Source organism: Kitasatospora sp. NPDC052868 (assembly GCF_044547105.1).
GTDB lineage: Bacteria > Actinomycetota > Actinomycetes > Streptomycetales > Streptomycetaceae > Kitasatospora.
Window position 1 is genome coordinate 141,524 of sequence record NZ_JBITZW010000008.1, and the last position, 22,236, is coordinate 163,759.

General features: G+C 72.8%; 19 protein-coding genes. 2 read left to right on the plus strand and 17 right to left on the minus strand.

The window, feature by feature from the left end; translation table 11 throughout:
- The first annotated feature begins 39 nt into the window (after window positions 1-39).
- Window positions 40-1,041 carry a helix-turn-helix domain-containing protein gene (locus ACIGZJ_RS15880; protein ID WP_396457761.1) on the plus strand — a complete coding sequence of 334 codons (1,002 nt, stop codon included), beginning with the start codon at window positions 40-42 and terminating at the stop codon, window positions 1,039-1,041.
- Between the two features lie 154 nt (window positions 1,042-1,195).
- Here ACIGZJ_RS15880 and ACIGZJ_RS15885 read toward each other — a convergent pair whose 3' ends face one another.
- The 3 genes from ACIGZJ_RS15885 to def all read right to left on the minus strand — a co-directional run bounded on the left by ACIGZJ_RS15885 (window position 1,196) and on the right by def (window position 4,272).
- Window positions 1,196-2,641, minus strand: coding sequence for an RsmB/NOP family class I SAM-dependent RNA methyltransferase (locus tag ACIGZJ_RS15885; protein WP_396457762.1), 1,446 nt, complete (start codon window positions 2,639-2,641; stop codon window positions 1,196-1,198).
- A gap of 106 nt (window positions 2,642-2,747) precedes the next feature.
- Window positions 2,748-3,683 (minus strand): methionyl-tRNA formyltransferase, encoded by a 936-nt coding sequence (fmt, locus tag ACIGZJ_RS15890; RefSeq protein WP_396457763.1) that lies wholly within the window; start codon window positions 3,681-3,683, stop codon window positions 2,748-2,750.
- A 43-nt stretch (window positions 3,684-3,726) separates the two neighbouring features.
- Window positions 3,727-4,272, minus strand: a complete 546-nt coding sequence (gene def / locus ACIGZJ_RS15895) for a peptide deformylase (RefSeq protein WP_396457764.1) — start codon at window positions 4,270-4,272, stop codon at window positions 3,727-3,729.
- 244 nt (window positions 4,273-4,516) lie between these two features.
- Here def and ACIGZJ_RS15900 point away from each other — a divergent pair, with 244 nt between their 5' ends.
- A complete protein-coding gene (locus ACIGZJ_RS15900) occupies window positions 4,517-5,131 on the plus strand; it encodes a hypothetical protein (protein ID WP_396457765.1) in 615 nt (204 codons plus the stop codon).
- 114 nt (window positions 5,132-5,245) lie between these two features.
- Here the strand turns inward: ACIGZJ_RS15900 and ACIGZJ_RS15905 are convergent, their stop codons facing one another.
- The 14 genes from ACIGZJ_RS15905 to pyrR form a co-directional block, all read right to left on the minus strand.
- The gene (locus tag ACIGZJ_RS15905) at window positions 5,246-7,333 is read right to left on the minus strand and encodes a primosomal protein N' (protein ID WP_396457766.1); all 2,088 of its coding nucleotides are present in this window, start codon (window positions 7,331-7,333) and stop codon (window positions 5,246-5,248) included.
- Between the two features lie 178 nt (window positions 7,334-7,511).
- Window positions 7,512-8,720, minus strand: coding sequence for a methionine adenosyltransferase (gene metK, locus ACIGZJ_RS15910; RefSeq protein ID WP_392933968.1), 1,209 nt, complete (start codon window positions 8,718-8,720; stop codon window positions 7,512-7,514).
- 151 nt (window positions 8,721-8,871) lie between these two features.
- Complete coding sequence (gene coaBC, locus ACIGZJ_RS15915) at window positions 8,872-10,107, minus strand: bifunctional phosphopantothenoylcysteine decarboxylase/phosphopantothenate--cysteine ligase CoaBC (RefSeq protein WP_396457767.1); 1,236 nt, start codon at window positions 10,105-10,107, stop codon at window positions 8,872-8,874.
- Window positions 10,108-10,319: 212 nt separating this feature from the next.
- The gene (gene rpoZ, locus ACIGZJ_RS15920; RefSeq protein WP_387952142.1) at window positions 10,320-10,586 is read right to left on the minus strand and encodes a DNA-directed RNA polymerase subunit omega; all 267 of its coding nucleotides are present in this window, start codon (window positions 10,584-10,586) and stop codon (window positions 10,320-10,322) included.
- 37 nt (window positions 10,587-10,623) lie between these two features.
- Entirely contained in the window at window positions 10,624-11,181 is a 558-nt protein-coding gene (gmk, locus tag ACIGZJ_RS15925) for a guanylate kinase (protein ID WP_396457768.1), read from the minus strand.
- Between the two features lie 48 nt (window positions 11,182-11,229).
- Window positions 11,230-11,556: an integration host factor, actinobacterial type gene (gene mihF, locus ACIGZJ_RS15930; protein ID WP_030056187.1), complete on the minus strand. Its 327-nt coding sequence runs from the start codon at window positions 11,554-11,556 to the stop codon at window positions 11,230-11,232.
- Between the two features lie 327 nt (window positions 11,557-11,883).
- Complete coding sequence (pyrF, locus tag ACIGZJ_RS15935) at window positions 11,884-12,717, minus strand: orotidine-5'-phosphate decarboxylase (protein WP_392933959.1); 834 nt, start codon at window positions 12,715-12,717, stop codon at window positions 11,884-11,886.
- Window positions 12,718-12,812: 95 nt separating this feature from the next.
- Window positions 12,813-13,913, minus strand: coding sequence for a quinone-dependent dihydroorotate dehydrogenase (locus ACIGZJ_RS15940; protein ID WP_396457769.1), 1,101 nt, complete (start codon window positions 13,911-13,913; stop codon window positions 12,813-12,815).
- A 117-nt stretch (window positions 13,914-14,030) separates the two neighbouring features.
- The gene (gene carB / locus ACIGZJ_RS15945) at window positions 14,031-17,342 is read right to left on the minus strand and encodes a carbamoyl-phosphate synthase large subunit (RefSeq protein ID WP_396457770.1); all 3,312 of its coding nucleotides are present in this window, start codon (window positions 17,340-17,342) and stop codon (window positions 14,031-14,033) included.
- Window positions 17,335-18,492, minus strand: coding sequence for a glutamine-hydrolyzing carbamoyl-phosphate synthase small subunit (gene carA / locus ACIGZJ_RS15950; protein ID WP_392933952.1), 1,158 nt, complete (start codon window positions 18,490-18,492; stop codon window positions 17,335-17,337). Before carA ends, carB begins: the two co-directional genes overlap by 8 nt.
- Window positions 18,489-19,055 (minus strand): hypothetical protein, encoded by a 567-nt coding sequence (locus tag ACIGZJ_RS15955; protein WP_396457771.1) that lies wholly within the window; start codon window positions 19,053-19,055, stop codon window positions 18,489-18,491. The genes carA and ACIGZJ_RS15955 overlap by 4 nt, the downstream gene beginning before the upstream one ends.
- Window positions 19,052-20,356 (minus strand): dihydroorotase, encoded by a 1,305-nt coding sequence (locus tag ACIGZJ_RS15960; protein ID WP_396457920.1) that lies wholly within the window; start codon window positions 20,354-20,356, stop codon window positions 19,052-19,054. The genes ACIGZJ_RS15955 and ACIGZJ_RS15960 overlap by 4 nt, the downstream gene beginning before the upstream one ends.
- Window positions 20,357-20,382: 26 nt before the next feature.
- The gene (locus ACIGZJ_RS15965) at window positions 20,383-21,360 is read right to left on the minus strand and encodes an aspartate carbamoyltransferase catalytic subunit (RefSeq protein ID WP_396457772.1); all 978 of its coding nucleotides are present in this window, start codon (window positions 21,358-21,360) and stop codon (window positions 20,383-20,385) included.
- Window positions 21,361-21,365: 5 nt separating this feature from the next.
- On the minus strand, window positions 21,366-21,989 hold the full coding sequence (pyrR, locus tag ACIGZJ_RS15970) for a bifunctional pyr operon transcriptional regulator/uracil phosphoribosyltransferase PyrR (RefSeq protein ID WP_396457773.1): 624 nt from the start codon (window positions 21,987-21,989) through the stop codon (window positions 21,366-21,368).
- Window positions 21,990-22,236: the final 247 nt, after the last annotated feature.

Below are 22,236 nucleotides of genomic sequence, written 5' to 3' on the forward strand. Positions count from 1 at the left end.
ACAACGGCGCGCAGGCCAAACGATGTAGCTTTCCGCTTAATGATCCGTTTCCACCTCGACGTCGAGGACCTCACCGACACCCGGTTCGCGATCTCGCCCCTGCAGGAGGTGATGGGCAGCCTGTGGGCGCTGCGCGATCCGGGCCGCTTTCCGCTTCACCGGCCGTGGCGCGGGTCCGTGCTCGACCGGATCGACCCTTCCGACCTGCGGCTGCTGTTGTCGCTGGTCGGGGAGAGCCGCGCCCTGCCCGACTTCCTGACGCCGCGGCCGTCGACCTTCGCGCCCGTCTTCGAGGAGCAGTTGGCGGTCGTCCGCCGCACGCCGCTGGAGCTGGTCCGCCGCGACCTGCTGGCGACGCATGCGCCGGGCCCGCTCCCCGAGGCGCTGCACGCGGCAACCGCCCCGGGGAGCGCGCCCGTTCGCGCGCTCCTGCACTCGCTGTGCGAACTCCTGCAGCGCTACTGGGAGCTGGCCCTGCGGCCGGTCTGGCCGCAGCTGCGGCTCGTACTGGAAGGTGATGTCACTTACCGGGCGCGGCAGTTGGCGACGGGTGGCGCGCGCCTGCTGTTCTCCGACCTGCATCCGAACCTGCGTTGGCACGGCGGCGTGCTGCACATCGACCGGATGATCGGCCGGCACCAGGTGGCGGCCGGCGGCCGGGGCCTGCCGCTGGTGCCGTCCGTGTTCGCCTACAAGCCGGTGCCGCCGCTCGACCGGGACGAGCCACCGATGCTGACCTACCCCAGCCGCGGCATCGCGACGCTCTGGCCCGGCCGCGAGGCACCCGACCCCGAGGCGCCCGGCCCCTCGGCGCTCTCGGCCCTCCTCGGCGCACCGCGCGCCCGGTTGCTCACCCTGCTGGCCGAGCCCCTGACCACCGGCGAACTCGCCCGGAGGCTCGGCGTCACCCCGAGCGCCGTCTCCCAGCACCTGCGCGCCCTGCACGCCACCGGCCTGCTGACCCGCATCCGCGACGGCCGCCACGTCCTCTACCGCCGCAGCCCCCTCGGCGACCAACTGACCGGCCTCCCGAGCCCCTGACCACCACCGCGTCGCACACGCGGTCCGGTTCGCCGGGGCCTGCGGGCTCGGCCGCCCCGTCACAGGACGTCGGACCGGCCGGCCTCCCGGGACGAGGCCCCGGACGTCCCGCCACGGGACGCCCGGGAGGCCTCGCCGCCCCCGGCCGACGAGGTCAGGCCGTACGGCGCAGCAGCGCCAGGTACATCGCGTCCGTGCCGTGCAGGTGCGGCCAGAGCTGGACGTCCGGCCCTTCGCCGAGGGACGGGACGCCGGGCAGGAGCGGCCGGGCGTCGATCCACTCGACCCGGCCGCCCTCGGCCCGCAGGACGTCGTCCACGACGGCGCGGGTCTCGGCGAGGTGGGGCGAGCAGGTGGCGTAGCCGACGACGCCGCCGATCCGGGTGGCGTCGATGGCCGAGCGGAGCAGGTCGCGCTGGAGCGGTCCGAAGCCGGCGACGTCCTGCGGACGGCGGCGCCAGCGGGCCTCCGGCCGGCGCCGCAGCGCGCCCAGGCCGGAGCAGGGCACGTCCACGAGGACGCGGTCGAAGCCGCCGGAGCGCCACGCCGGGCGGGTCCCGTCGGCGGCGATCACGGTGTAGGGACCGGGGTTGCCCTCAAGGGTCCGCGCGACGAGCCGGGCCCGGTGCGGCTGCTTCTCGCTGGCGACCAGGGCGGCGCCGCGCTCGGCCGCGAGCGCGGCGAGCAGGGCCGCCTTGCCGCCGGGGCCGGCGCAGCCGTCCAGCCAGAGCCGGTCGGGGCCGTCCAGCGGTGCCGCCGCGAGGGCGAGCGCGACGAGCTGGCTGCCCTCGTCCTGGACGCCGGCCCGGTTCTCCTGGACCGCCGCCAGCGCGCCCGGGTCGCCGCCCTCGGCGAGCCGCAGCGCGAACGGGGACCAGCGGCCGGGCTCGGCCTCGGGGAGCGCGTCGGCCAGCTCGCCGACGGTGGCCCGGCCGGGGCGGGCCACCAGGGTGACCTCGGGGCGCTCGTTGTCGGCGCGCAGCAGCTCCTCCAGGGCGGTGCGCCCGGAGGCGTCGGGCTGCCAGCGGCCGAGCGAGTCCCAGAGCGCGGAGACCACCCAGCGGGGGTGGGAGTGGACGACGGCGAGGTGGTCCTCGGCGTCCTTGTCGTACGGCGGGGCGACCTTGGCGATCCACTCGTCCAGGTCGTGGGCGCTGATCCGGCGCAGCACGGCGTTGACGAACTTCGCCTTGCCGTCGCCGAGCACCACCCGGGCCAGTTCGACGGTGGCCGAGACGGCGGCGTGGCTGGGGATGCGGGTGGTGAGCAGCTGGTGGGCGCCGAGCGAGAGGACGTCCAGGACCGGCGGGTCGACCTTGCCCAGCGGGCGGTCGATGCAGGCGGCGATGATCGCGTCGTAGGTGCCCTGGAGCCGGAGGGTGCCGTAGACCAGCTCGGTGGCGAGGGCGGCGTCACGCCGGTCCATGCCCTTCTGCTCGGCCTCGCGGAGCAGGGAGGGCAGGATCAGGTTGGCGTAGGCGTCGCGCTCGTCGACGGCGCGCAGCGCGCGGAACGCGACGATCCGGGCCGGGTCCTTCTTCGGACGGCGGTGCGGACGGGGGGCGCGCTGGGCGCCGGAGCCGGTGGTGGGCGTGGTCATGGAGTGCCTCAACGTGCTACGGGGGTTATCAGTCGAACAGTAACGCTAAATCCGGGCGCCGGCCGCCGGGCCCGGCCCGGGAGGATCCCGGGCTCCCCGGGCCCGGTCAGCCCTCGAACCGCTCGCCGGACTCGATCCGGGCGCCTCGGGCCCAGTCCGCGGCGCGCATCGGCTTCTTGCCCTGCGGCTGGACCTCGCCCAGCTCGATCTCGTGGCTGCCGGTGCCGACCCGCACGCTGTTCTTGGCGACGGCCAGCTCGCCGGGGGTGAGCGCGCTCGCGTCGGTCAGCAGCCCGACGGCGCCGGAGACCTTCAGCCGCTCGCCGCGGAACACGGTCCACGCACCCGGCGCGGGGGCGCAGCCGCGCACCAGGCGGTCGACCCGCAGGGCGGGGTGGGTCCAGTCGATGCGGGCGTCCTCGACACTGATCTTCGGCGCGAGCGTCACGCCGTCGGCGGGCTGGGCGACGGCGTGCAGGGTGCCGTCGGCGATGCCGTCCATGGTGGCGGTGAGCAGCCGGGCGCCGGAGTGCGAGAGCCGGGTGAGCAGTTCGCCGCTGGTGTCGGTCGGGCGGATCTCCTCGGTGAGGATGCCGTACACCGGGCCGGAGTCCAGGCCCTGCTCGATCAGGAAGGTGGACGCGCCGGTGACCTCGTCGCCGGCCAGCACCGCGTGCTGCACGGGCGCCGCGCCGCGCCAGGCGGGGAGCAGCGAGAAGTGCAGGTTGACCCAGCCGTGCTTGGGGATCTCCAGCGTCCCGGGGCGCAGCAGCGCGCCGTACGCGACCACCGGGCAGCAGTCGGGGGCGAGTTCGGTGAGCCGGGCGACGAACTCGGGGTCGCTGGGCTTCGCGGGCTTGAGGATCTCGATCCCGGCCTCCTCGGCGCGCTGGGCGACGGGGCTGGCGACCAGCTTGCGGCCGCGCCCGGCGGGGGCGTCGGGGCGGGTGACCACCGCGACGACCTCGTGCCGGTCGGAGGCGAGCAGGGCGTCCAGGGCGGGGACGGCGACCTCGGGGGTGCCGGCGAAGACGAGGCGCATCAAGTGCCTTTCTGCTGAGGGATGTTCGAGGAGTGGGGCGGGGTCAGCGCGCTGCGCCGAAGGTGCCGTGCGGGGAGATCTTCACGACCGGGGCGGGGCCGCCGGCCCAGTCCGTCTCGCGGATCGCCTTCAGCGCGGCCTTGCGCTGCTCGCGGTCGAGGCGGTCGATGAAGATGATGCCGTCGAGGTGGTCGGTCTCGTGCTGGATGCAGCGGGCGAGCAGTTCGGTGCCCTCGATGGTCACCGGGTCGCCGTACATGTTGAAGCCCTTGGCGACCACGCCGTAGGCGCGCTTGGTGTCGTAGCGCAGGCCGGGCAGCGAGAGGCAGCCCTCGGGGCCGTCCTGCTCCTCGTCGGTCAGCGCCAGGTCCGGGTTGATCAGGTGCCCGGTGACGCCGCCCACATGGTAGGTGAACACCCGCAGGGAGATGCCGAGTTGAGGTGCGGCCAGGCCGGCGCCGGGGGCGTCGAGCATGGTGTCGGTGAGGTCCTTGACGAGGTTGCGCAGCTCCTTGTCGAAGGTGGTCACCGGCTTCGCGGTGGCCCGCAGGACGGGGTCTCCGAAGATGCGGATCGGCTGGATCGCCACGGGGTACGGGCTCCTGTCCGTCGGGGGTCGCGGGCTGCTGGGCATCGGCTGGCCGTCGGCAAGTCTATGCAATCCCGACCGGTCCGCTTCGGTCGCGCCCAGGCATCTGGCATATCCCGAGTGGGCCCGCTGCGTGACCCCGGCCCCCGGTCCGGCGTTGGTCAAGTGAGATTGACCGGGGCCGGGGCGCACGGGACACCGCGCTCCGGCCGAGCTGAACCGTACGGAAGGTGGCACGTAAGCCATGGCCGAGCAGATCAACCACGACGCCCGGGCGCGGGCGAGCCTGCACCTGCTGGTGCGGGACATCGAGCGGGTGAGGCGGCAGGTCGACGCGCTGCGGACGCTCACCGCCCAACTGGGCAACGTCTACCGGCCCCGGCGGCCCAGCACCTCGGCCGGGTTCGTGGTGTACGGGCGGGCGCCCGCCCCGACGGTGCGCCTGGCGCAGGAGCTGCGCGAGAGCGTGGAGACGCTGGTGGCGGCGGCGGTCGAGTTCGACCGGGCCCTGGGCTTCTCATGGGACTCGGTGGGCTCGGCCCTCGGGGTCACCAAGCAGGCGGTGCACCGGCGGTACGGGATGCGCAGGCCGACCAGCGAGCTGCTGGCGGCGGGCGGGGTGCCGGCGGGCGGCGTACCGGGCGTGCCCGGGCCGAGCCGACCGGACCGCTCCGAGGAGCTGCCCGGTCATGCTCCGGGCCATGCTCCCGGCCACGCCCCGGCGGCCGGACCGGCCCCGACCGGCCTGGGCGCCACCGTCCCGGCGGCCCGGCAGGGCGGCCTGGACCGCAGCGCCCTCGACCGCGCCGGCCTGGACCGCACCGGCCTGGACCGCACGGGCGTCCCGCTGCGCGGCTGAGCAGGGCGGACCCGACGGGTGGTCGATCACCGACGGCCGATGATCGACCACCCGCAGCCACCCCGCACCACCCCGACCAAGCCCCACCCCACGAGCGCCCACGACCGCCCCACCTCACCCGATGTCCAGCGGATCGATCCGCACCTTCACCGGATCCGGCGTCCGCAAGGCGATCCGCGCGATCTGCGCCGCCTTCAGCGCCGCCGCCAGCGCCGCCCCCTGCCCGGGCGGCACCCGCAGCAGCGCCCGCTCCTGCTCCTCCCCCCGCAGCGCCGGAGCCTGCACCGGCCCCAGCACGTCCGCCTCGGCCGGCAGCCGCACCAGCCCCAGCAGGTCGGCCACCGCCGCCGGACTCCCCGCCACCGAGGCCATCCGCGACACCGGCGGAAAGTGCAGCTGCGCCCGCTCCTCCAGCTCCAGCCCGGCGTGCCCCAGCGGATCCCACCGCACCAGCGCCTGCACCGGCCGCGCACCCGGATCGGCGACCACCACCACCGTGCCGCCCTCCGCCGCCGGCCGCACCAGCGCGGCCGCGGTCAGCCAGAGCCGCAGCGTCTCCTCCCCCGCCCGCAGGTCGGGCCGCCCCAGCAGCGCCCAGCCGTCCAGCAGCAGCCCGGCCGCGTACCCGCCGCCGCCCTCGACCACCGGCTCGGCGCCCGGCGTGGAGATCACCAGCGCGGGCTCCGCGGGCACGGTCGCCAACACCGCGTCCCGCCCCGAGGTCCGTACCGGGATCCGCGGAAAGGCCTTGCCCAGCTCCTCCGCCGTCCGCCGCGCGCCGACCACCTGGGCCCGCAGCCGGAACGAGCCGCACTCCTGGCAGTGCCAGTCCGCCTCGGCCTCCCCGCACCATCCGCAGCGCAGCGGCGCATCGGCGGCCGCCGACTCCAGCGGGCCCTCGCACCGGCGGCAGCGGGCCGGCGTCCGGCAGCGTCCGCAGGCCAGCCGGGGCACGTACCCGCGCCGGGGCACCTGGATCAGCACCGGCCCGCCGGCCGCCAGGGCGTCCCGGGCGACCTCCCAGGCCACCGAGGGCAGCCGGGCGGCCTGCGCGGCCGCGTCCCGGTGCTGGTCGAGCTCGGTGACGGTCCGGACCCGGGGCGCCACCTGCCGCACGGTCTCCCGCTCGGCGGCCAGCGGCCGCGCCCAGCCCGTGTTCACCAGCTGGGCGCCCTCCACCGTCACCGCGTGCCCGCCGAGCAGCACGCCCGCGCCCTCCTCGGCCGCGCGCAGCAGTGCCACCTCGCGCACGTGCGGGTGCGGGGCGCGCGGGTCGCTGTGGCTGCCGTCGCCGTCCGACCAGACGACGACCAGCCCGAGGTCCCGGACCGGCGCGAACATGGTGGCGCGGGTGCCGATGGCGGCCTGGACCGAGCCCCGGCTCACCGTCAGCCAGCGCCGGTAGCGCTCCTGCGGCCCGAGGTCGGCCGCCAGGGTGGCGTGCCGCCCCTCCCCCAGCAGCTCGGTGAGCGCCCGGTCGACCCGCGCCGTGGTCCGGCCGTCGGGCAGCACGACCAGCGCCCCGCGCCCGCTCGCCAGCGTCGCGGCGACGGCGCGCGCGATCTCGTAGGGCCAGCCGGGCCCGGGCAGCGCCGTCCAGACGGCGCGCGGCGACCCGCCGCCGACCAGCGAGGCCAGGAACTCCGCCCCCGCGGGGTAGCGCGACCAGCCGCCCGGCAGCGGGGCCTCCGGGCGCGGCAGGGGTTCGGGCGAGGGCTCGGCCTCCGCCTTGGCGTGCCGCGGCGGTACGGCGAGCTGCAGGACGTCCGCCAGGGTGCCCGCGTACCGGTCGGCGACCGTCCGGCAGAGCCGCAGCAGCTGCGGGGTGAGCACCGGCTCGGGCGAGAGCACCTGGGCGAGCGGCGCCAGCGGCCCGGGAAAGTCGCTCTTCTCCAGCCGCTCGACGATGAACCCGTCGTGCAGTTCCCCGCCCTCGCGCTGGCCCTTGACCACGCGCGCCCCGAATCGCACCCGCACCCGGGCGCCGGGCCGGGCGTCCTCGGCCATCGCGGCCGGCACCTCGTAGTCGAAGAACTTGTCGATGGTCAGCAGGCCCTTGTCCACCACCACCCGGGCCACCGGCAGGTGCTCGGCCCGCTTGGCACCGCGCCAGGTACGGGGCTTCGCCCGGCGGACCGTCTCCCGGATGAACGCCAGCTGCTCCGGCGCCCCGCCCTCGTCACTCCCCTGCGTGCTGCTCATCGCTCCCAGTACTACCAGGTCCCACCGACAGGGCCCGCCAACGGACCCCGCCGACACAACGCCGCAGGCGGCGGCCACCCCGGTTGCGGGGCGACCGCCGCCTGCGGCCAAAACACCTGCGGTCAGAACCACCTGCGGCCGAAGCCGCCTGCGGTCACATCAGGCCATGCGTCGGACGTCAGTCCTGCACGGCCTTCTTCAGCAGCTCGACCCGGTCGGTCCGCTCCCAGGTGAAGTCCGGCAGCTCACGGCCGAAGTGGCCGTACGCCGCGGTCTGCGAGTAGATCGGACGCAGCAGGTCCAGGTCGCGGATGATCGCGGCCGGGCGGAGGTCGAACACCTCGGTGACGGCCTTCTGGATCGAGAGGACCGGCACGGTCTCGGTGCCGAAGGTCTCCACGAACAGGCCGACCGGCTCGGCCTTGCCGATCGCGTACGCGACCTGCACCTCGGCGCGGCGGGCGAGGCCCGCGGCGACGATGTTCTTCGCCACCCAGCGCATCGCGTACGCGGCCGAGCGGTCCACCTTGGACGGGTCCTTGCCGGAGAAGGCACCGCCGCCGTGGCGGGCCATGCCGCCGTAGGTGTCGATGATGATCTTGCGACCGGTGAGGCCGGCGTCGCCCATCGGGCCGCCGATCTCGAAGCGGCCGGTCGGGTTGACCAGCAGGCGGTAGCCGTCGGTCACCAGCTTGATGCCCTGGTCGGCCAGCGCCTTCAGCTCCGGCTCCACGACGAACTCGCGGATGTCCGGGGTGAGCAGCGAGTCGAGGTCGATGTCGCTCGCGTGCTGCGAGGAGACGACCACGGTGTCCAGGCGGACGGCCTTGTCACCGTCGTACTCGATGGTGACCTGGGTCTTGCCGTCGGGGCGCAGGTACGGGATGGTCCCGTTCTTGCGGACCTCGGACAGGCGACGCGAGAGGCGGTGCGCGAGGGTGATCGGCAGCGGCATCAGCTCGGGCGTCTCGTCCGACGCGTAGCCGAACATCAGGCCCTGGTCGCCCGCGCCCTGCTTGTCCAGGTCGTCCTCGTCGCCCTCGACCCGGGCCTCGTACGCGGTGTCGACGCCCTGCGCGATGTCGGGCGACTGGGCACCGATGGACACCGACACGCCACAGGAGGCGCCGTCGAAGCCCTTCTTGGAGCTGTCGTAGCCGATCTCCAGGATCTTGTCCCGGACGAGCTGGGCGATCGGCGCGTACGCCTTGGTGGTCACCTCGCCGGCCACGTGCACCTGGCCGGTCGTGATGAGCGTCTCCACGGCGACCCGGGAGGTCGGGTCCTCCCGGAGGAGAGCGTCAAGGATGGTGTCGCTGATCTGGTCAGCGATCTTGTCGGGGTGTCCCTCGGTCACGGATTCCGAGGTGAACAGGCGGCGAGACACAGCGCTCCCTGGGGTTGCAGCGGCTGCTGACTGAAGGCCCCCGGCGAACCGGGGACATCCGGAAAGACTTGATTCCTGGATTCTAACGGGCACCTACCGGCAACCGTCACCCGCTTCCATAAAGAGAGACTCGAGAATCACTAGTGTTCGTTCATCCCTCGATCGCCGGGAGACGCTTCCCGATCAAATCCCACACCACATCGGCAAGCGCTTCCTTGGGACCCACCGGAACGGGTGTCTCACTACCGTCCGAGCCCAGAACCACGGCCTCGTTGACGTCCGTACCGAAGGCCTTGCCGTCGCCGACCTCGTTGACCACCAGCAGGTCGCAGCCCTTGCGGGCGAGCTTGGCGCGGCCGTTGGCGAGCACGTCGTCGGTCTCCGCCGCGAAACCCACGACCAGTTGGCCCGAACGGGGACGGTGCGCGGAGAGCTCGGCCAGCACGTCCGGGTTGCGCACCAGCGCGACCGGGGCCGGCTCGACCCCCTCGACCTTCTTGATCTTGCCGGTGGCGTACTCGGCGGGCCGGAAGTCGGCCACCGCCGCCGCCATCACCACGGCGTCCGCGTCCGCCGCCGCCGCCAGCGCGGCCTCCCGCAGCTGCAGCGCGGTCGAGACGTGCACCACGTCGACCCCGGCCGGGTCGGGCAGCTCCGCGTTGGCCGAGACCAGCGTCACCCGGGCGCCCCGGGCGGCGGCCGTGACGGCCAGCGCGTAGCCCTGCTTGCCCGAGGAGCGGTTGCCGAGGAAGCGCACCGGGTCCAGCGGCTCACGGGTGCCGCCGGCCGAGACCACCACGTGCCGGCCCGCCAGGTCGTCGACGGCCCCGCCCCGGCGCAGCACCGCCCGGCAGGCGTCGAAGATCGCGCCCGGGTCGGGCAGCCGGCCCTTGCCGGTGTCGACGCCGGTCAGCCGCCCGACGGCCGGCTCCAGCACGATGGTGCCGCGGCGGCGCAGCGTGGCGACGTTCTCCCGGGTGGCCGGGTGCTCCCACATCTCGGTGTGCATCGCGGGTGCCAGCACGACCGGGCAGCGCGCGGTGAGCAGGGTGTTGGTGAGCAGGTCGTCGGCCAGCCCGTGGGCGGCCTTGGCCAGCAGGTCCGCGGTGGCGGGCGCGACCACGACCAGATCGGCCTGCTGGCCGATCCGCACGTGCGGCACCTCGTGGACGCGGTCCCAGGTCTCGGTGGCGGCCGGGCGGCCGGAGAGCGCGGCCCAGGTGGCCTCGCCGACGAAGTGCAGTGCGGCGGCCGTCGGCACCACGGTCACCTGGTGGCCGGACTCGGTGAAGCGGCGCAGCAGCTCGCAGGCCTTGTAGGCGGCGATGCCGCCGCTGACGCCGAGGACGACGCGCGGGGCGTCCGTCCGGTCCGAAGTCGCGCTCATTTTCCCGCTTTCCTCCGCCTCTGGGACTTGGCTCACCCTACGACCCTGCGGCGATCGGCCGCACTGTGGTGGACCACACAGCCCCCGGGCATGCCGAAGGGCCCGGCGGAAACGATTCCGCCGGGCCCTTCGAAGCTCTACCGAGGCCACGGTCCACCTGCGTCGACCGGGCCTCGAAGGCCCCAGCCCTGCCCGGGTCCACCGGAAGGGGCTCAGGCCCCCTCGATCGCCTCGGCGGTCAGCATGCCCGCGTTGATCTCGCGCAGCGCGATCGACAGCGGCTTCTCGTGCACGTGAGTGTCGACCAGCGGGCCGACGTACTCCAGCAGGCCCTCACCGAGCTGCGAGTAGTACGCGTTGATCTGACGCGCGCGCTTGGCGGCGTAGATCACGAGGCTGTACTTGGAGTCGGTGGCCTCAAGCAGCTCGTCGATCGGCGGGTTGATGATGCCCTCGGGCGCGGTCATAGAAGAGGACACGCGAAAACCTTCCGAAAGGGTGGAAAAGACAGACAGGTCAGGCTACACCGAGCAAGGCTAGCAGTTCGGCCGCTACCTGTTCGACGGAGGTGTTGACAAGGGTCGTGTCGAACTCCTCTTCGGCGGCCAGCTCGACCGTGGCGGCCTCCAGACGCTTTTCGATCACGTCCTGGGCCTCGGTGCCCCGGCCGGTCAGCCGGCGGACCAGCTCGTCCCAGCTCGGCGGAGCCAGGAACACCAGCTGCGCCTCGGGCATCGACTCGCGCACCTGGCGGGCGCCCTGCAGGTCGATCTCCAGCAGGACGGGCTCGCCGCGCTCCAGCTTCTCCAGCACCGCCGAGCGGGGCGTGCCGTAGCGGTTGCCCGCGAACACGGCCCACTCCAGCAGTTCACCGTTGGCGATCAGCTTGTCGAACTCGTCGTTGTCGACGAAGTGGTACTGGACCCCGTTCTGCTCGCCGGGCCTCGGGTGGCGGGTCGTCGCCGACACCGAGAGCCAGACCTCGGGGTGCTGCTTCCTCATATGAGCGACGACCGTGCTCTTGCCGACCCCCGAAGGGCCGGAGAGCACGGTCAGCCGCGGACGCTCACTCATGCACCGATTATCCCGGATCGCGGACGATCCCGGGACCACGGGGCACGGTCAGGCGGCACCGCCGCCGAACTCCCGCTCCAGGGAGGCGATCTGGTTCGTACCGAGGCCGCGGACCCGGCGGCTCTCACTGATGCCGAGGCGCTCCATGATCTGCTTGGCACGGACCTTGCCGACGCCCGGAAGGGACTCGAGAAGGGCCGAGACCTTCATCTTGCCGATCACGTCGTTGTCGGCCTTGCCGGCCTTGATCACCTCGTGCAGGGAGGCGCCGGAGTGCTTGAGCCGGTTCTTGACCTCGGCGCGCTCCCGGCGAGCCTCGGCGGCCTTGGCGAGCGCGGCTGTGCGCTGTTCAGGGGTAAGGGGCGGAAGAGCCACGCCGTTCACCTCAGGGTGTGGAAGGAAGGGATTGAGCTATGACTGGTTTGGTTCCCAGGGCGCCGGCCGCAGGGGAACCCAATGGCTCTGACCTGCGAGAGCAACGGTATTCGCGGCTCTTCGACGACCTATCGCCGGACACTACCCGGATTGCGGCGCCACGTCAGGAAAAGAACACGAAAAGTCCTGGTCAGCCAAGGCCGACCAGGACTTTACCGGGCAAAACGACCCCGATTCAGGCTCTTTCGAAGGGGCGATGTGACGGCGCTCACGTCAAGCCGTCAGGGCTCACGCCACCCCGTCGCGCCACTGCGCAGGGTCACCGGGTCACTTCACGGCGTCCGCGTACTCGTCGACGAAGCGCTGCGCGGCCTCCCGCAGGGCCGGCACCGACGGCCCGTGCCGGAGCACGTCCCGGCTGACGCTCGGCACCACGTTGCGCACCGAGGCGCCGAACACCCGGGGCAGGTCCGCCATGGTCGCGCCCTGGGCTCCGATCCCGGGGGCCAGCAGCGGGCCGTTGATCGCCAGGTCCGCGCCCGCGTCCGCGAGGGTCGCGCCCACCACCGCGCCGAAGGAGCCGAGCGGCTCGGCGCCGGCGTTCTCGGCGGCCAGCTGCCGCAGCACCGAGGCGGCCACCGACTCGCCGTCCGCGCCGCGGGCACGCTGCACCTCGGCGCCCTCCGGGTTGGAGGTGAGCGCCAGCGCGAAGACGCCCGCGCCGTTGGCCGCGGCCAGGTCGAGCGCCGGGCGCAGCGAGCCGAAGCCCAGGTAGGGGCTGACGGTCACGGCGTCCGAGAACAGCGGGCTCGCCGGGGAGAGGAAGGCCTCGGCGTAGGCGGCCATGGTGGAGCCGATGTCACCGCGCTTGGCGTCCATCAGGACGAGGGCGCCGGCCGCGCGGGCCTCCTCGACGGACTTCTCCAGAACGGCGACGCCCCGGCTGCCGAAGCGCTCGAAGAAGGCGGCCTGCGGCTTGAGCACGGCCACCCGGTCGGCCAGCGCCTCGACCACGGTGCGGCTGAAGGTCTCCAGGCCCGCCACGGAGTCCTCCAGTCCCCAGGCGGCGAGCAGGGAGGCGTGCGGGTCGATGCCGACGCACAGCTGGCCGCGGGTGTCGAGGGCGTGGCGCAGACGGGCACCGAAGGGGGCGAGGGTCATGACGTCCTTTCCGGGACGGTCGGCGGGGCGGTCGCAAGTGGCGGAGTCACAGGCGGCGGGGTCGTACGTGGGCGCCAGGGCCCACGCCAGGGGGTTCAGGAGGCCTTGGCGCTGCCCACGGCGGCCGCCAGGTTGCGGAAGCCCCCGGCGCGGACCTTGGCGGACAGGCCCTTGTGGATGCGGCGGCACCAGAACGGCCCCTCGTAGATGAAGGCGCTGTAGCCCTGCACCAGGTCGGCGCCGTGGACGATCCGCTGCCAGGCGTCCTCGGCGGTCTCGATGCCGCCGACCGAGACCAGCGTCAGCCGCCCCTCGGTGCGGGCGCGCAGGCGCTGCAGCACCTCCAGCGCGCGGGCCTTGAGCGGGGCGCCGGAGAGGCCGCCCATGCCGATCTCCTCGATCCGGGCGGCGCTCTCGCGCAGGCCCTCGCGGCCGATCGTGGTGTTGGTGGCGATGATGCCGTCCAGGCCCAGCTCCAGGGCGAGGTCGGCGACGGCGTCGACGTCCTCGTCGGCCAGGTCGGGGGCGATCTTGACCAGCAGCGGGACGTGGTGCGCGGTGGAGCGGTCGGCGGCCTCGCGGACGGCGGCCAGCAGCGGGCCGAGGTGCGAGACGGCCTGGAGGTTGCGCAGCCCGGGGGTGTTCGGCGAGCTGACGTTGACCACCAGGTAGTCGGCGTACTTGGCGAGGCGCTCGGTGGACTTCACGTAGTCCTCGATCGCGTCGGCTTCCTCGACCACCTTGGTCTTGCCGATGTTGATGCCCACGACGGGCGTGGAGCTGGTGTGCGGACGGGCCGCGAGGCGGGCGGCGACCCGGGCCGAGCCCTGGTTGTTGAAGCCCATCCGGTTGATCAGCGCGCGGTCCTCGACCAGCCGGAACAGCCGCGGTTCGGGGTTGCCGGGCTGGGCCTCGCCGGTGATGGTGCCGATCTCGACGTAGTCGAAGCCGAGCATCGACAGGCCGTCGATGCCGACGCCGTTCTTGTCGAAGCCGGCGGCCAGGCCGAACGGGCCGGGCAGGTCCAGGCCGAGGGCGGTGGTGCGCAGCGCGCGGTCGCGCGGGGCGAGGACCAGGCGGGCCAGGGTGCGCAGGCCGGGTACCGAGGAGGCCAGCCGGATCCAGAAGAAGGCGAGGTGGTGGGCCTTCTCGGGGTCCATCTTCTTGAAGACGAGGTCGAACAGGAGTTTGTACACGGCGAGTCCCAACGAAGGAGCGGGCGAAGTCCGTCGGAAGAAGGATGGGGGTGGCGACGGGCCGGGGCATGGAAGTGGGGGGCACCCGGCGGTTCGGTGCCCCCCACGGAGGTGGTGCTACTTGGCGCGGCCGGCGTTGATCAGCTCGGCGTGCTCCTGGAGCGACATGACCCCGACCTCGTCGCGCAGCAGCGCGTCGATGCCCTGGACGGCGGCGCCCATGGCCTGGACGGTGGTCAGGCAGGGCACGGCGCGGGCGACGGCGGCGGTGCGGATCTCGTAGCCGTCGAGGCGGCCGCCGGTGCCGTACGGCGTGTTGATGATGAGGTCGACCTCACCGTCGTGGATCAGCTGGACGATGGTCTTCTCGCCGTTGGGGCCCTCGCCCTCGCTGTGCTTGCGCACCACGGTGGCGGGGATGCCGCCGCGCTGGAGCACCTCGGCGGTGCCCGAGGTGGCGAGCACCTCGAAGCCGAGGCTGACCAGGGCGCGGGCCGGGAAGACCAGGTTGCGCTTGTCGCGGTTGGCGACGGAGACGAAGACCTTGCCCTTGGTCGGCAGCGCGCCGTAGGCGCCGGCCTGCGACTTGGCGTACGCCGTGCCGAAGACCTTGTCGATGCCCATGACCTCGCCGGTGGAGCGCATCTCCGGGCCGAGCACGGTGTCCACGCCGCGGCCGTAGATGTCGCGGAAGCGGCTCCACGGCATCACGGCCTCCTTGACGGAGATCGGGCAGTCGGCGGGCAGGGTGCCGCCGTCGCCCTCGGCCGGGAGCAGGCCCTCGGCGCGCAGCTCGGCGATGGTGGCGCCGAGCGAGACCCGGGCGGCGGCCTTGGCCAGCGGCACGGCCGTCGCCTTGGAGGTGAACGGCACGGTGCGGGAGGCGCGCGGGTTGGCCTCCAGCACGTAGAGGATGTCACCGGAGAGCGCGAACTGGATGTTGATCAGGCCGCGGACGCCGACGCCGCGGGCGATCGCCTCGGTGGAGGCGCGCAGCCGCTTGATGTCGTAGCCGCCGAGGGTGATCGGGGGCAGGGCGCAGGCGGAGTCGCCGGAGTGGATGCCGGCCTCCTCGATGTGCTCCATGACGCCGCCGAGGTAGAGCTCGGTGCCGTCGTAGAGCGCGTCGACGTCGATCTCCACCGCGTCGTCGAGGAAGCGGTCGATCAGCACCGGGTGCTCGGAGATCAGGCCGGCGTGCCGCTCCAGGTAGGAGGCGAGCGAGGCCTCGTCGTAGACGATCTCCATGCCGCGGCCGCCGAGCACGTAGGACGGGCGGGCGAGCACGGGGTAGCCGATCTCGTCGGCGATGGCCTTGGCCTCCTCGAAGGAGAAGGCGGTGCCGTGCTTGGGGGCCGGCAGGCCGGCGTCGCGCAGGACGCGGCCGAAGGCGCCGCGCTCCTCGGCGAGGTCGATCGCCTCGGGCTGGGTGCCGACGATCGGCACGCCGTTGTCCTTGAGCGCCTGGGCCAGGCCGAGCGGGGTCTGGCCGCCGAGCTGGACGATGACGCCCGCCAGCGGTCCGGCCTGCTGCTCGGCGTGGACGATCTCCAGGACGTCCTCCAGGGTGAGCGGCTCGAAGTAGAGCCGGTCGGAGGTGTCGTAGTCGGTGGAGACGGTCTCCGGGTTGCAGTTGACCATCACGGTCTCGTACCCGGCGTCGGCCAGCGCGAAGGAGGCGTGGACGCAGGAGTAGTCGAACTCGATGCCCTGGCCGATGCGGTTCGGGCCGGAGCCGAGGATGATCACTGCGGGCTTGGTGCGCGGGGCGACCTCGCTCTCCTCGTCGTAGGACGAGTAGAAGTACGGGGTCTTGGCGGCGAACTCGGCGGCGCAGGTGTCGACGGTCTTGAACACCGGGCGGATGCCGAGGGCGTGCCGGACCTCGCGGACGACGTCGGCGCGCAGGCCGCGGATCTCGCCGATCTGCTGGTCGGAGAAGCCGTGCCGCTTGGCGTGGCGCAGCAGCTCGGGGGTGAGCTCGCCGGCCTCGGCCAGCTCGACGGCGATCTCGTCCAGCAGGAAGAGCTGGTCGACGAACCACGGGTCGATCCTGGTGTACTCGAACACCTCCTCCGGGGTGGCACCGGCCCGGATGGCCTGCATGACGGTGTTGATCCGGCCGTCGGTGGGGACGACCGCCTTCTCCAGCAGCGCGGCCTTGTCGCCGACCGGGCCGACCCAGGTGAACTGGGAGCCCTTCTTCTCCAGCGAGCGCAGCGCCTTGTTCAGCGCCTCGGGGAAGTTGCGGCCCATGGCCATGGCCTCGCCGACCGACTTCATGGTGGTGGTCAGCGTCGCGTCGGCGCTCGGGAACTTCTCGAAGGCGAACCGCGGGACCTTCACCACGACGTAGTCGAGGGTCGGCTCGAAGGAGGCCGGCGTCTTCTCGGTGATGTCGTTGGGGATCTCGTCCAGGGTGTAGCCCACCGCGAGCTTGGCCGCGATCTTGGCGATCGGGAAGCCGGTGGCCTTGGAGGCGAGCGCCGAGGAGCGCGAGACGCGCGGGTTCATCTCGATGACGATGACCCGGCCGTCCACGGGGTCGACCGCGAACTGGATGTTGCAGCCGCCGGTGTCGACGCCGACCTCGCGGATGACGGCGATGCCGATGTCGCGCAGGATCTGGTACTCGCGGTCGGTGAGCGTCATCGCCGGGGCGACGGTGATCGAGTCACCGGTGTGCACGCCCATCGGGTCGAAGTTCTCGATGGAGCAGACGACCACGACGTTGTCGTTCTTGTCGCGCATCAGCTCCAGCTCGTACTCCTTCCAGCCGAGGATGGACTCCTCCAGGAGCACCTCGGTGGTCGGCGAGAGGGTCAGGCCCTGGCCGGCGATGCGGCGCAGGTCCTCCTCGTTGTGGGCGAAGCCGGAGCCGGCGCCGCCCATGGTGAAGGAGGGCCGGACCACGACCGGGTAGCCGCCGAGGGTGTCGACCCCGGCCAGCACCTCGTCCATGGTGTGGCAGATGACCGAGCGGGCGGACTCGCCGTGGCCGATCTTGGCGTTGACGGCCTCGACGACGCCCTTGAAGAGCTCGCGGTCCTCGCCCTTGTGGATCGAGTCGACCTTGGCGCCGATCAGCTCGACGTTGTACTTGGCGAGCACGCCGTTGGCGTCCAGCGAGATCGCGGTGTTGAGCGCGGTCTGGCCGCCGAGGGTGGGCAGCAGCGCGTCCGGGCGCTCCTTGGCGATGATCTTCTCGACGAACTCCGGGGTGATCGGCTCGACGTAGGTGGCGTCGGCGATCTCCGGGTCGGTCATGATCGTGGCCGGGTTGGAGTTGACCAGGATGACCCGCAGGCCTTCGGCCTTGAGCACCCGGCAGGCCTGCGTGCCGGAGTAGTCGAACTCCGCGGCCTGGCCGATCACGATCGGGCCGGAGCCGATGACCAGGACGGACTTGATGTCGGTGCGCTTAGGCACGCTGGCCCTCCATGAGCTTCACGAAACGGTCGAAGAGGTAGGCCGCGTCGTGCGGGCCGGCTGCCGCTTCGGGGTGGTACTGCACGCTGAAGGCGGGCACGTCGAGCGCCTGGAGGCCTTCGACCACATCGTCGTTGAGGCAGACGTGGGAGACCTCGACGCGGCCGTAGGGCGTGTCGCTCACCTTGTCGAGCGGTGCGTTCACGGCGAAGCCGTGGTTGTGCGCGGTGACCTCGACCTTGCCGGTGGTGCGGTCCTGCACCGGCTGGTTGATGCCGCGGTGGCCGTACTTGAGCTTGTAGGTGCCGAAGCCCAGCGCGCGGCCGAGGATCTGGTTGCCGAAGCAGATCCCGAAGAACGGGGTCTTGCGCTCCAGCACGCCCTGCGCCACGGCGACCTGGTGGTCGGCGGTGGCCGGGTCGCCCGGGCCGTTGGAGAAGAAGACGCCGTCGGGGGCGACCGCGTACACGTCCTCGATCGTGGCGTTGGCGGGCAGCACGTGCACCTCGATGCCGCGCTCGGCCATCCGCTGCGGGGTCATCGCCTTGATGCCGAGGTCCAGCGCCGCGACGGTGAACCTCTTCTCGCCGACCGCGGGCACCACGTAGGGCTCGACGGTGGCGACCTCGGCGCACAGGTCGGCGCCCTTCATCTCGGGCGCCTGCTGCACCCTGGCGAGCAGCGCGGCCTGGTCGGCCAGCGCCTCGCCGGAGAAGATGCCGCAGCGCATCGCGCCGCGCTCGCGCAGGTGCCGGGTGAGCGCCCGGGTGTCGATGCCGCTGATGCCGACGACGCCCTGGGCGACCAGCTCGTCGTCCAGCGATCGGCGCGAGCGCCAGTTGGAGGCGACCCGGGCGGGGTCGCGCACGACGTACCCGGCGACCCAGATCTGCTTGGACTCGTCGTCCTCGTCGTTCCAGCCGGTGTTGCCGATCTGCGGGGCGGTCATCACGACCACCTGGCGGTGGTACGACGGGTCGGTGAGGGTCTCCTGGTAGCCGGACATGCCGGTGTTGAAGACCGCCTCGCCGAAGGTCTCGCCGACCGCGCCGTAGGCCTGGCCGTGGAAGGCCCTGCCGTCCTCCAGGACGAGCACGGCGGGCACGCGCTCCCGCCGTTGGCGCTGCGTGGTGGGGGCAGGTGCGGTCATTGAGCGGCCTCTTCCGTCTTCTTCGTCGTCGTACGTGTGGCAAGGTGGGCGATCGCCTCGACCCAGGCGGCGTGCTCGTCCGGGTGGTCGAACCGGAACCCGGAGTCCAGCTCGGTGCTCTCGTGCGTCCAGGTCACGACGAGCAGCCCGGCCGGGACGACCTTGCCGGCGATCCCGGAGTCCGTCCGGGCCCCGGTCAGCTGTCCGGCGGGGATCCAGAGGTCCACGTCACCGGGGCGCCGGACCAGCAGGCCGTCCTCGCCGAGGGTCAGATCGGCGCGGCTGCGGGTGCCCAGGCCGTGCGCGACGACCCGGTCCAGCCAGTTCCCGGCGGTGGTGCTGCCGTGGTAGCGGCCGCTGGTCTCCAGGATGGTCCGGCCGGCGCCGTCCGGCACGGCGGGCAGCGGCGGGATGCCGGACTGCAGGGTGCGCCGCCAGTTCCAGCCCTGGCGCATCAGCCAGTAGACCAGGCCGATCACCAGCATCAGGCCGACCGCCCAGCCGATGTACCCGGGCCAGTTGGAGACCTTGGCCTGCTCCTGGGCGAGGAGGGCGGGACTCATACGAGGCCGCCCTGCTCGGCCAGCTCGCCGGCCAGCACGGTGGCGGTGCCGCGCAGGAAGGTGGCGTGCACCCGTCCGGGCAGGTCGAGGCCCCGGTAGGGGGTGTTGCGACTGCGGGTGGCGAAGCTGTCGGGGTTCACGGCACCACGGTACGCGGGATCGAACAGCACCAGGTTGGCAGGCTCACCGACCGAGACGGGCCGTCCGTGGCCGGCCAGCCGGCCGATCCTGGCCGGGCGGTGCGACATCCGGTCGGCGACGCCCTCCCAGTTCAGCAGGCCGGTGTCGACCATGGTCTGCTGGACGACCGACAGCGCGGTCTCCAGGCCGACCATGCCCATCGCGGCGACGGCCCACTCGCAGTCCTTGTCCTCGGCCGGGTGCGGCGCGTGGTCGGTCGCGACGGCGTCGATGGTGCCGTCGGCGAGCGCCTTGCGCAGCGCCTGGACGTCCTCGGCGGTGCGCAGCGGCGGGTTGACCTTGTACACCGGGTCGTAGGAGCGGACCAGCTCGTCGGTGAGCAGCAGGTGGTGCGGGGTGACCTCGGCGGTGACGTCCCAGCCCTTGGCCTTGGCCCAGCGGATGATCTCCACCGAGCCCGCCGTGGAGACGTGGCAGACGTGCAGGCGCGAGCCGACGTGCGCGGCGAGCAGCACGTCGCGGGCGATGATCGCCTCCTCGGCGACGGCCGGCCAGCCGCCGAGGCCCAGCTCGCCGGAGACCTGGCCCTCGTTCATCTGGGCGCCCTCGGTGAGCCGCGGCTCCTGGGCGTGCTGGGCGACGACGCCGTCGAAGGCCTTCACGTACTCCAGCGCGCGGCGCATGATGACCGCGTCGTCGACGCACTTGCCGTCGTCGGAGAAGACCCGCACACCGGCGGCGGAGTCGTGCATCGCGCCGAGCTCGGCGAGCTTCTTGCCCTCCAGGCCGACGGTGACGGCGCCGACCGGCTGCACGTCGCAGTAGCCGGACTCCTGGCCGAGCCGCCAGACCTGCTCGACCACGCCGGCGGTGTCGGCGACGGGGAAGGTGTTGGCCATCGCGTGCACGGCGGTGAAGCCGCCCTTGGCGGCGGCCTGGGTGCCGGTGAACACCGTCTCGGCGTCCTCGCGGCCGGGCTCGCGCAGGTGGGTGTGCAGGTCGACCAGGCCGGGCAGGACGACCAGGCCGGTGGCGTCGATGTCGATGTCCGCCTCGATGTCGAGGCCGGTGCCGATCGCCTTGATGACGCCGTCGGCGAGGTGGAGGTCCTGCGGGTCGCCGCCGAGGATCTGGGCGTTGCGGATCAGGTAGGTGACCATGGTGTCGGTTCGCTCGCTTCGCTCGTTCACTGGGCGGTCTCGCTGGAGTCGGTGCGGGGGGCGTCGGCGAGGGTGGCTCCGCCGAGCAGCAGGTACAGGACGGCCATCCGGACGGAGACGCCGTTGGCGACCTGCTCGACCACCGTGCAGCGCGGTGAGTCGGCGACCTCGGCGGTGATCTCCATCCCGCGGACCATCGGACCGGGGTGCATCACGATGGCGTGCTCGGGCAGCTGCGCCATCCGCGGGCCGTCCAGGCCGTAGCGGCGGCTGTACTCGCGCTCGGTCGGGAAGAACGCGGCGTTCATCCGCTCGCGCTGCACCCGCAGCATCATCAGCGCGTCCGTCTTGGGGAGCACGCTCTCCAGGTCGTAGCTGACCTCGCAGGGCCAGTTCTCGATGCCGATCGGCACCAGCGTCGGCGGGGCGACGAAGGTGACCTGGGCGCCGAGGGTGGTGAGCAGGTGCACGTTGGAGCGGGCGACCCGGCTGTGCAGGACGTCGCCGACGATGGTCACCCGGCGGCCCGCGAGGTCGTGGCCGGCCCCGGGGTTGAGGTGGCGGCGCATGGTGAAGGCGTCGAGCAGCGCCTGGGTGGGGTGCTCGTGGGTGCCGTCACCGGCGTTGATGACGCTGCCGTGCAGCCAGTCGGACTGGGCCAGCCGGGCCGGCGCGCCGGAGGCGTGGTGCCGGATGACGACCGCGTCGGCGCCCATCGCCTGCAGGGTGAGCGCGGTGTCCTTGAGGCTTTCGCCCTTGGAGACGGAGGAGCCCTTGGCGGAGAAGTTGATGACGTCGGCGGACAGCCGCTTCTCGGCGACCTCGAAGGAGGTCTTGGTGCGGGTGGAGTCCTCGAAGAACAGGTTGACGACGGTGCGGCCACGGAGCGTGGGCAGCTTCTTGACGGCCCGTCCGGAGAGCTGGGCCAGCTCCTCGGCGGTGTCCAGGATCAGCAGCGCGTCGTCGCGGGTGAGATCGGCGGCGGAGACGAGGTGGCGCTTCACGCGGGCTACTCCGGGAGGTGCGGTTCGGACGGCTGGGCGGCCAGGGCCTGCGAGGAGCGGGCGGTGTAGTCGCGGTCGCCGACCAGGACGGCGTCCACGCCGTCGGTGTCGGCGAGGCGGACCTGCACGGCCTCGCGCAGCGAGGTGGGGAGGTTCTTGCCCACGTAGTCGGCGCGGATCGGCAGCTCGCGGTGGCCGCGGTCGACCAGCACGGCGAGCTGGACGGCGCGCGGGCGGCCGATGTCGTTGAGCGCGTCGAGCGCGGCCCGGATGGTGCGGCCGGAGAAGAGCACGTCGTCGACGAGGATGACGAGCTTGCCGTCGATGCCGCCGGACGGGATCTCGGTGTGCTCCAGGGCGCGCGCGGGCTTCAGCCGCAGGTCGTCCCGGTACATCGTGATGTCCAGGGTGCCGAGCGGGATCTCGGTGCCGGTGATCTGGGCCAGCCTGGCGTGCAGGCGGCGGGCCAGATGGACGCCCCTGGTGTGGATGCCGAGCAGCACGACGTCCTCCGCGCCCTTGGCGCGCTCGACGATCTCGTGCGCTATCCGGGTGATCACCCGGGTGATGTCCGTACCGTCCAGCACCTGGTGCGGCGGCCGTGGCGTCGATTCGTGGTGTGCGGTCATGCCGAAGCGGACCTCCTTCCCCGCCTCACTGGACGGGCCTTAAAGGATGTCTGGAACGCCCCCGCCGACGCGGCGCGGGCTCCGGCCATGCTACCAGCGCGGCCGGCGGCAAATGGACCTCCACCATTCCGCTTCACCCGGTTAACGCCTGCGACGCGCCCCCGATGCGGGCCATTCGCACGACTGCCCCATTCGGCTTGACGCAACTACCTCACTCTACGTAACCTCACAGTGAGTTACGAGACTG

Coding starts and splice junctions, on each gene's coding strand:
- ACIGZJ_RS15880 (WP_396457761.1), top strand. CDS start 40: ATGATCCGTTTCCACCTCGACGTCGAGGACCTCACCGACACCCGGTTC.
- ACIGZJ_RS15960 (WP_396457920.1), bottom strand. CDS start 20,356: ATGGTCACCTACCTGATCCGCAACGCCCAGATCCTCGGCGGCGACCCG.
- ACIGZJ_RS15905 (WP_396457766.1), bottom strand. CDS start 7,333: ATGAGCAGCACGCAGGGGAGTGACGAGGGCGGGGCGCCGGAGCAGCTG.
- coaBC (WP_396457767.1), bottom strand. CDS start 10,107: ATGAGCGCGACTTCGGACCGGACGGACGCCCCGCGCGTCGTCCTCGGC.
- gmk (WP_396457768.1), bottom strand. CDS start 11,181: ATGAGTGAGCGTCCGCGGCTGACCGTGCTCTCCGGCCCTTCGGGGGTC.
- ACIGZJ_RS15900 (WP_396457765.1), top strand. CDS start 4,517: ATGGCCGAGCAGATCAACCACGACGCCCGGGCGCGGGCGAGCCTGCAC.
- pyrR (WP_396457773.1), bottom strand. CDS start 21,989: ATGACCGCACACCACGAATCGACGCCACGGCCGCCGCACCAGGTGCTG.
- pyrF (WP_392933959.1), bottom strand. CDS start 12,717: ATGACCCTCGCCCCCTTCGGTGCCCGTCTGCGCCACGCCCTCGACACC.
- fmt (WP_396457763.1), bottom strand. CDS start 3,683: ATGCGCCTCGTCTTCGCCGGCACCCCCGAGGTCGCCGTCCCCGCCCTG.
- ACIGZJ_RS15955 (WP_396457771.1), bottom strand. CDS start 19,055: ATGAGTCCCGCCCTCCTCGCCCAGGAGCAGGCCAAGGTCTCCAACTGG.
- carA (WP_392933952.1), bottom strand. CDS start 18,492: ATGACCGCACCTGCCCCCACCACGCAGCGCCAACGGCGGGAGCGCGTG.
- ACIGZJ_RS15885 (WP_396457762.1), bottom strand. CDS start 2,641: ATGACCACGCCCACCACCGGCTCCGGCGCCCAGCGCGCCCCCCGTCCG.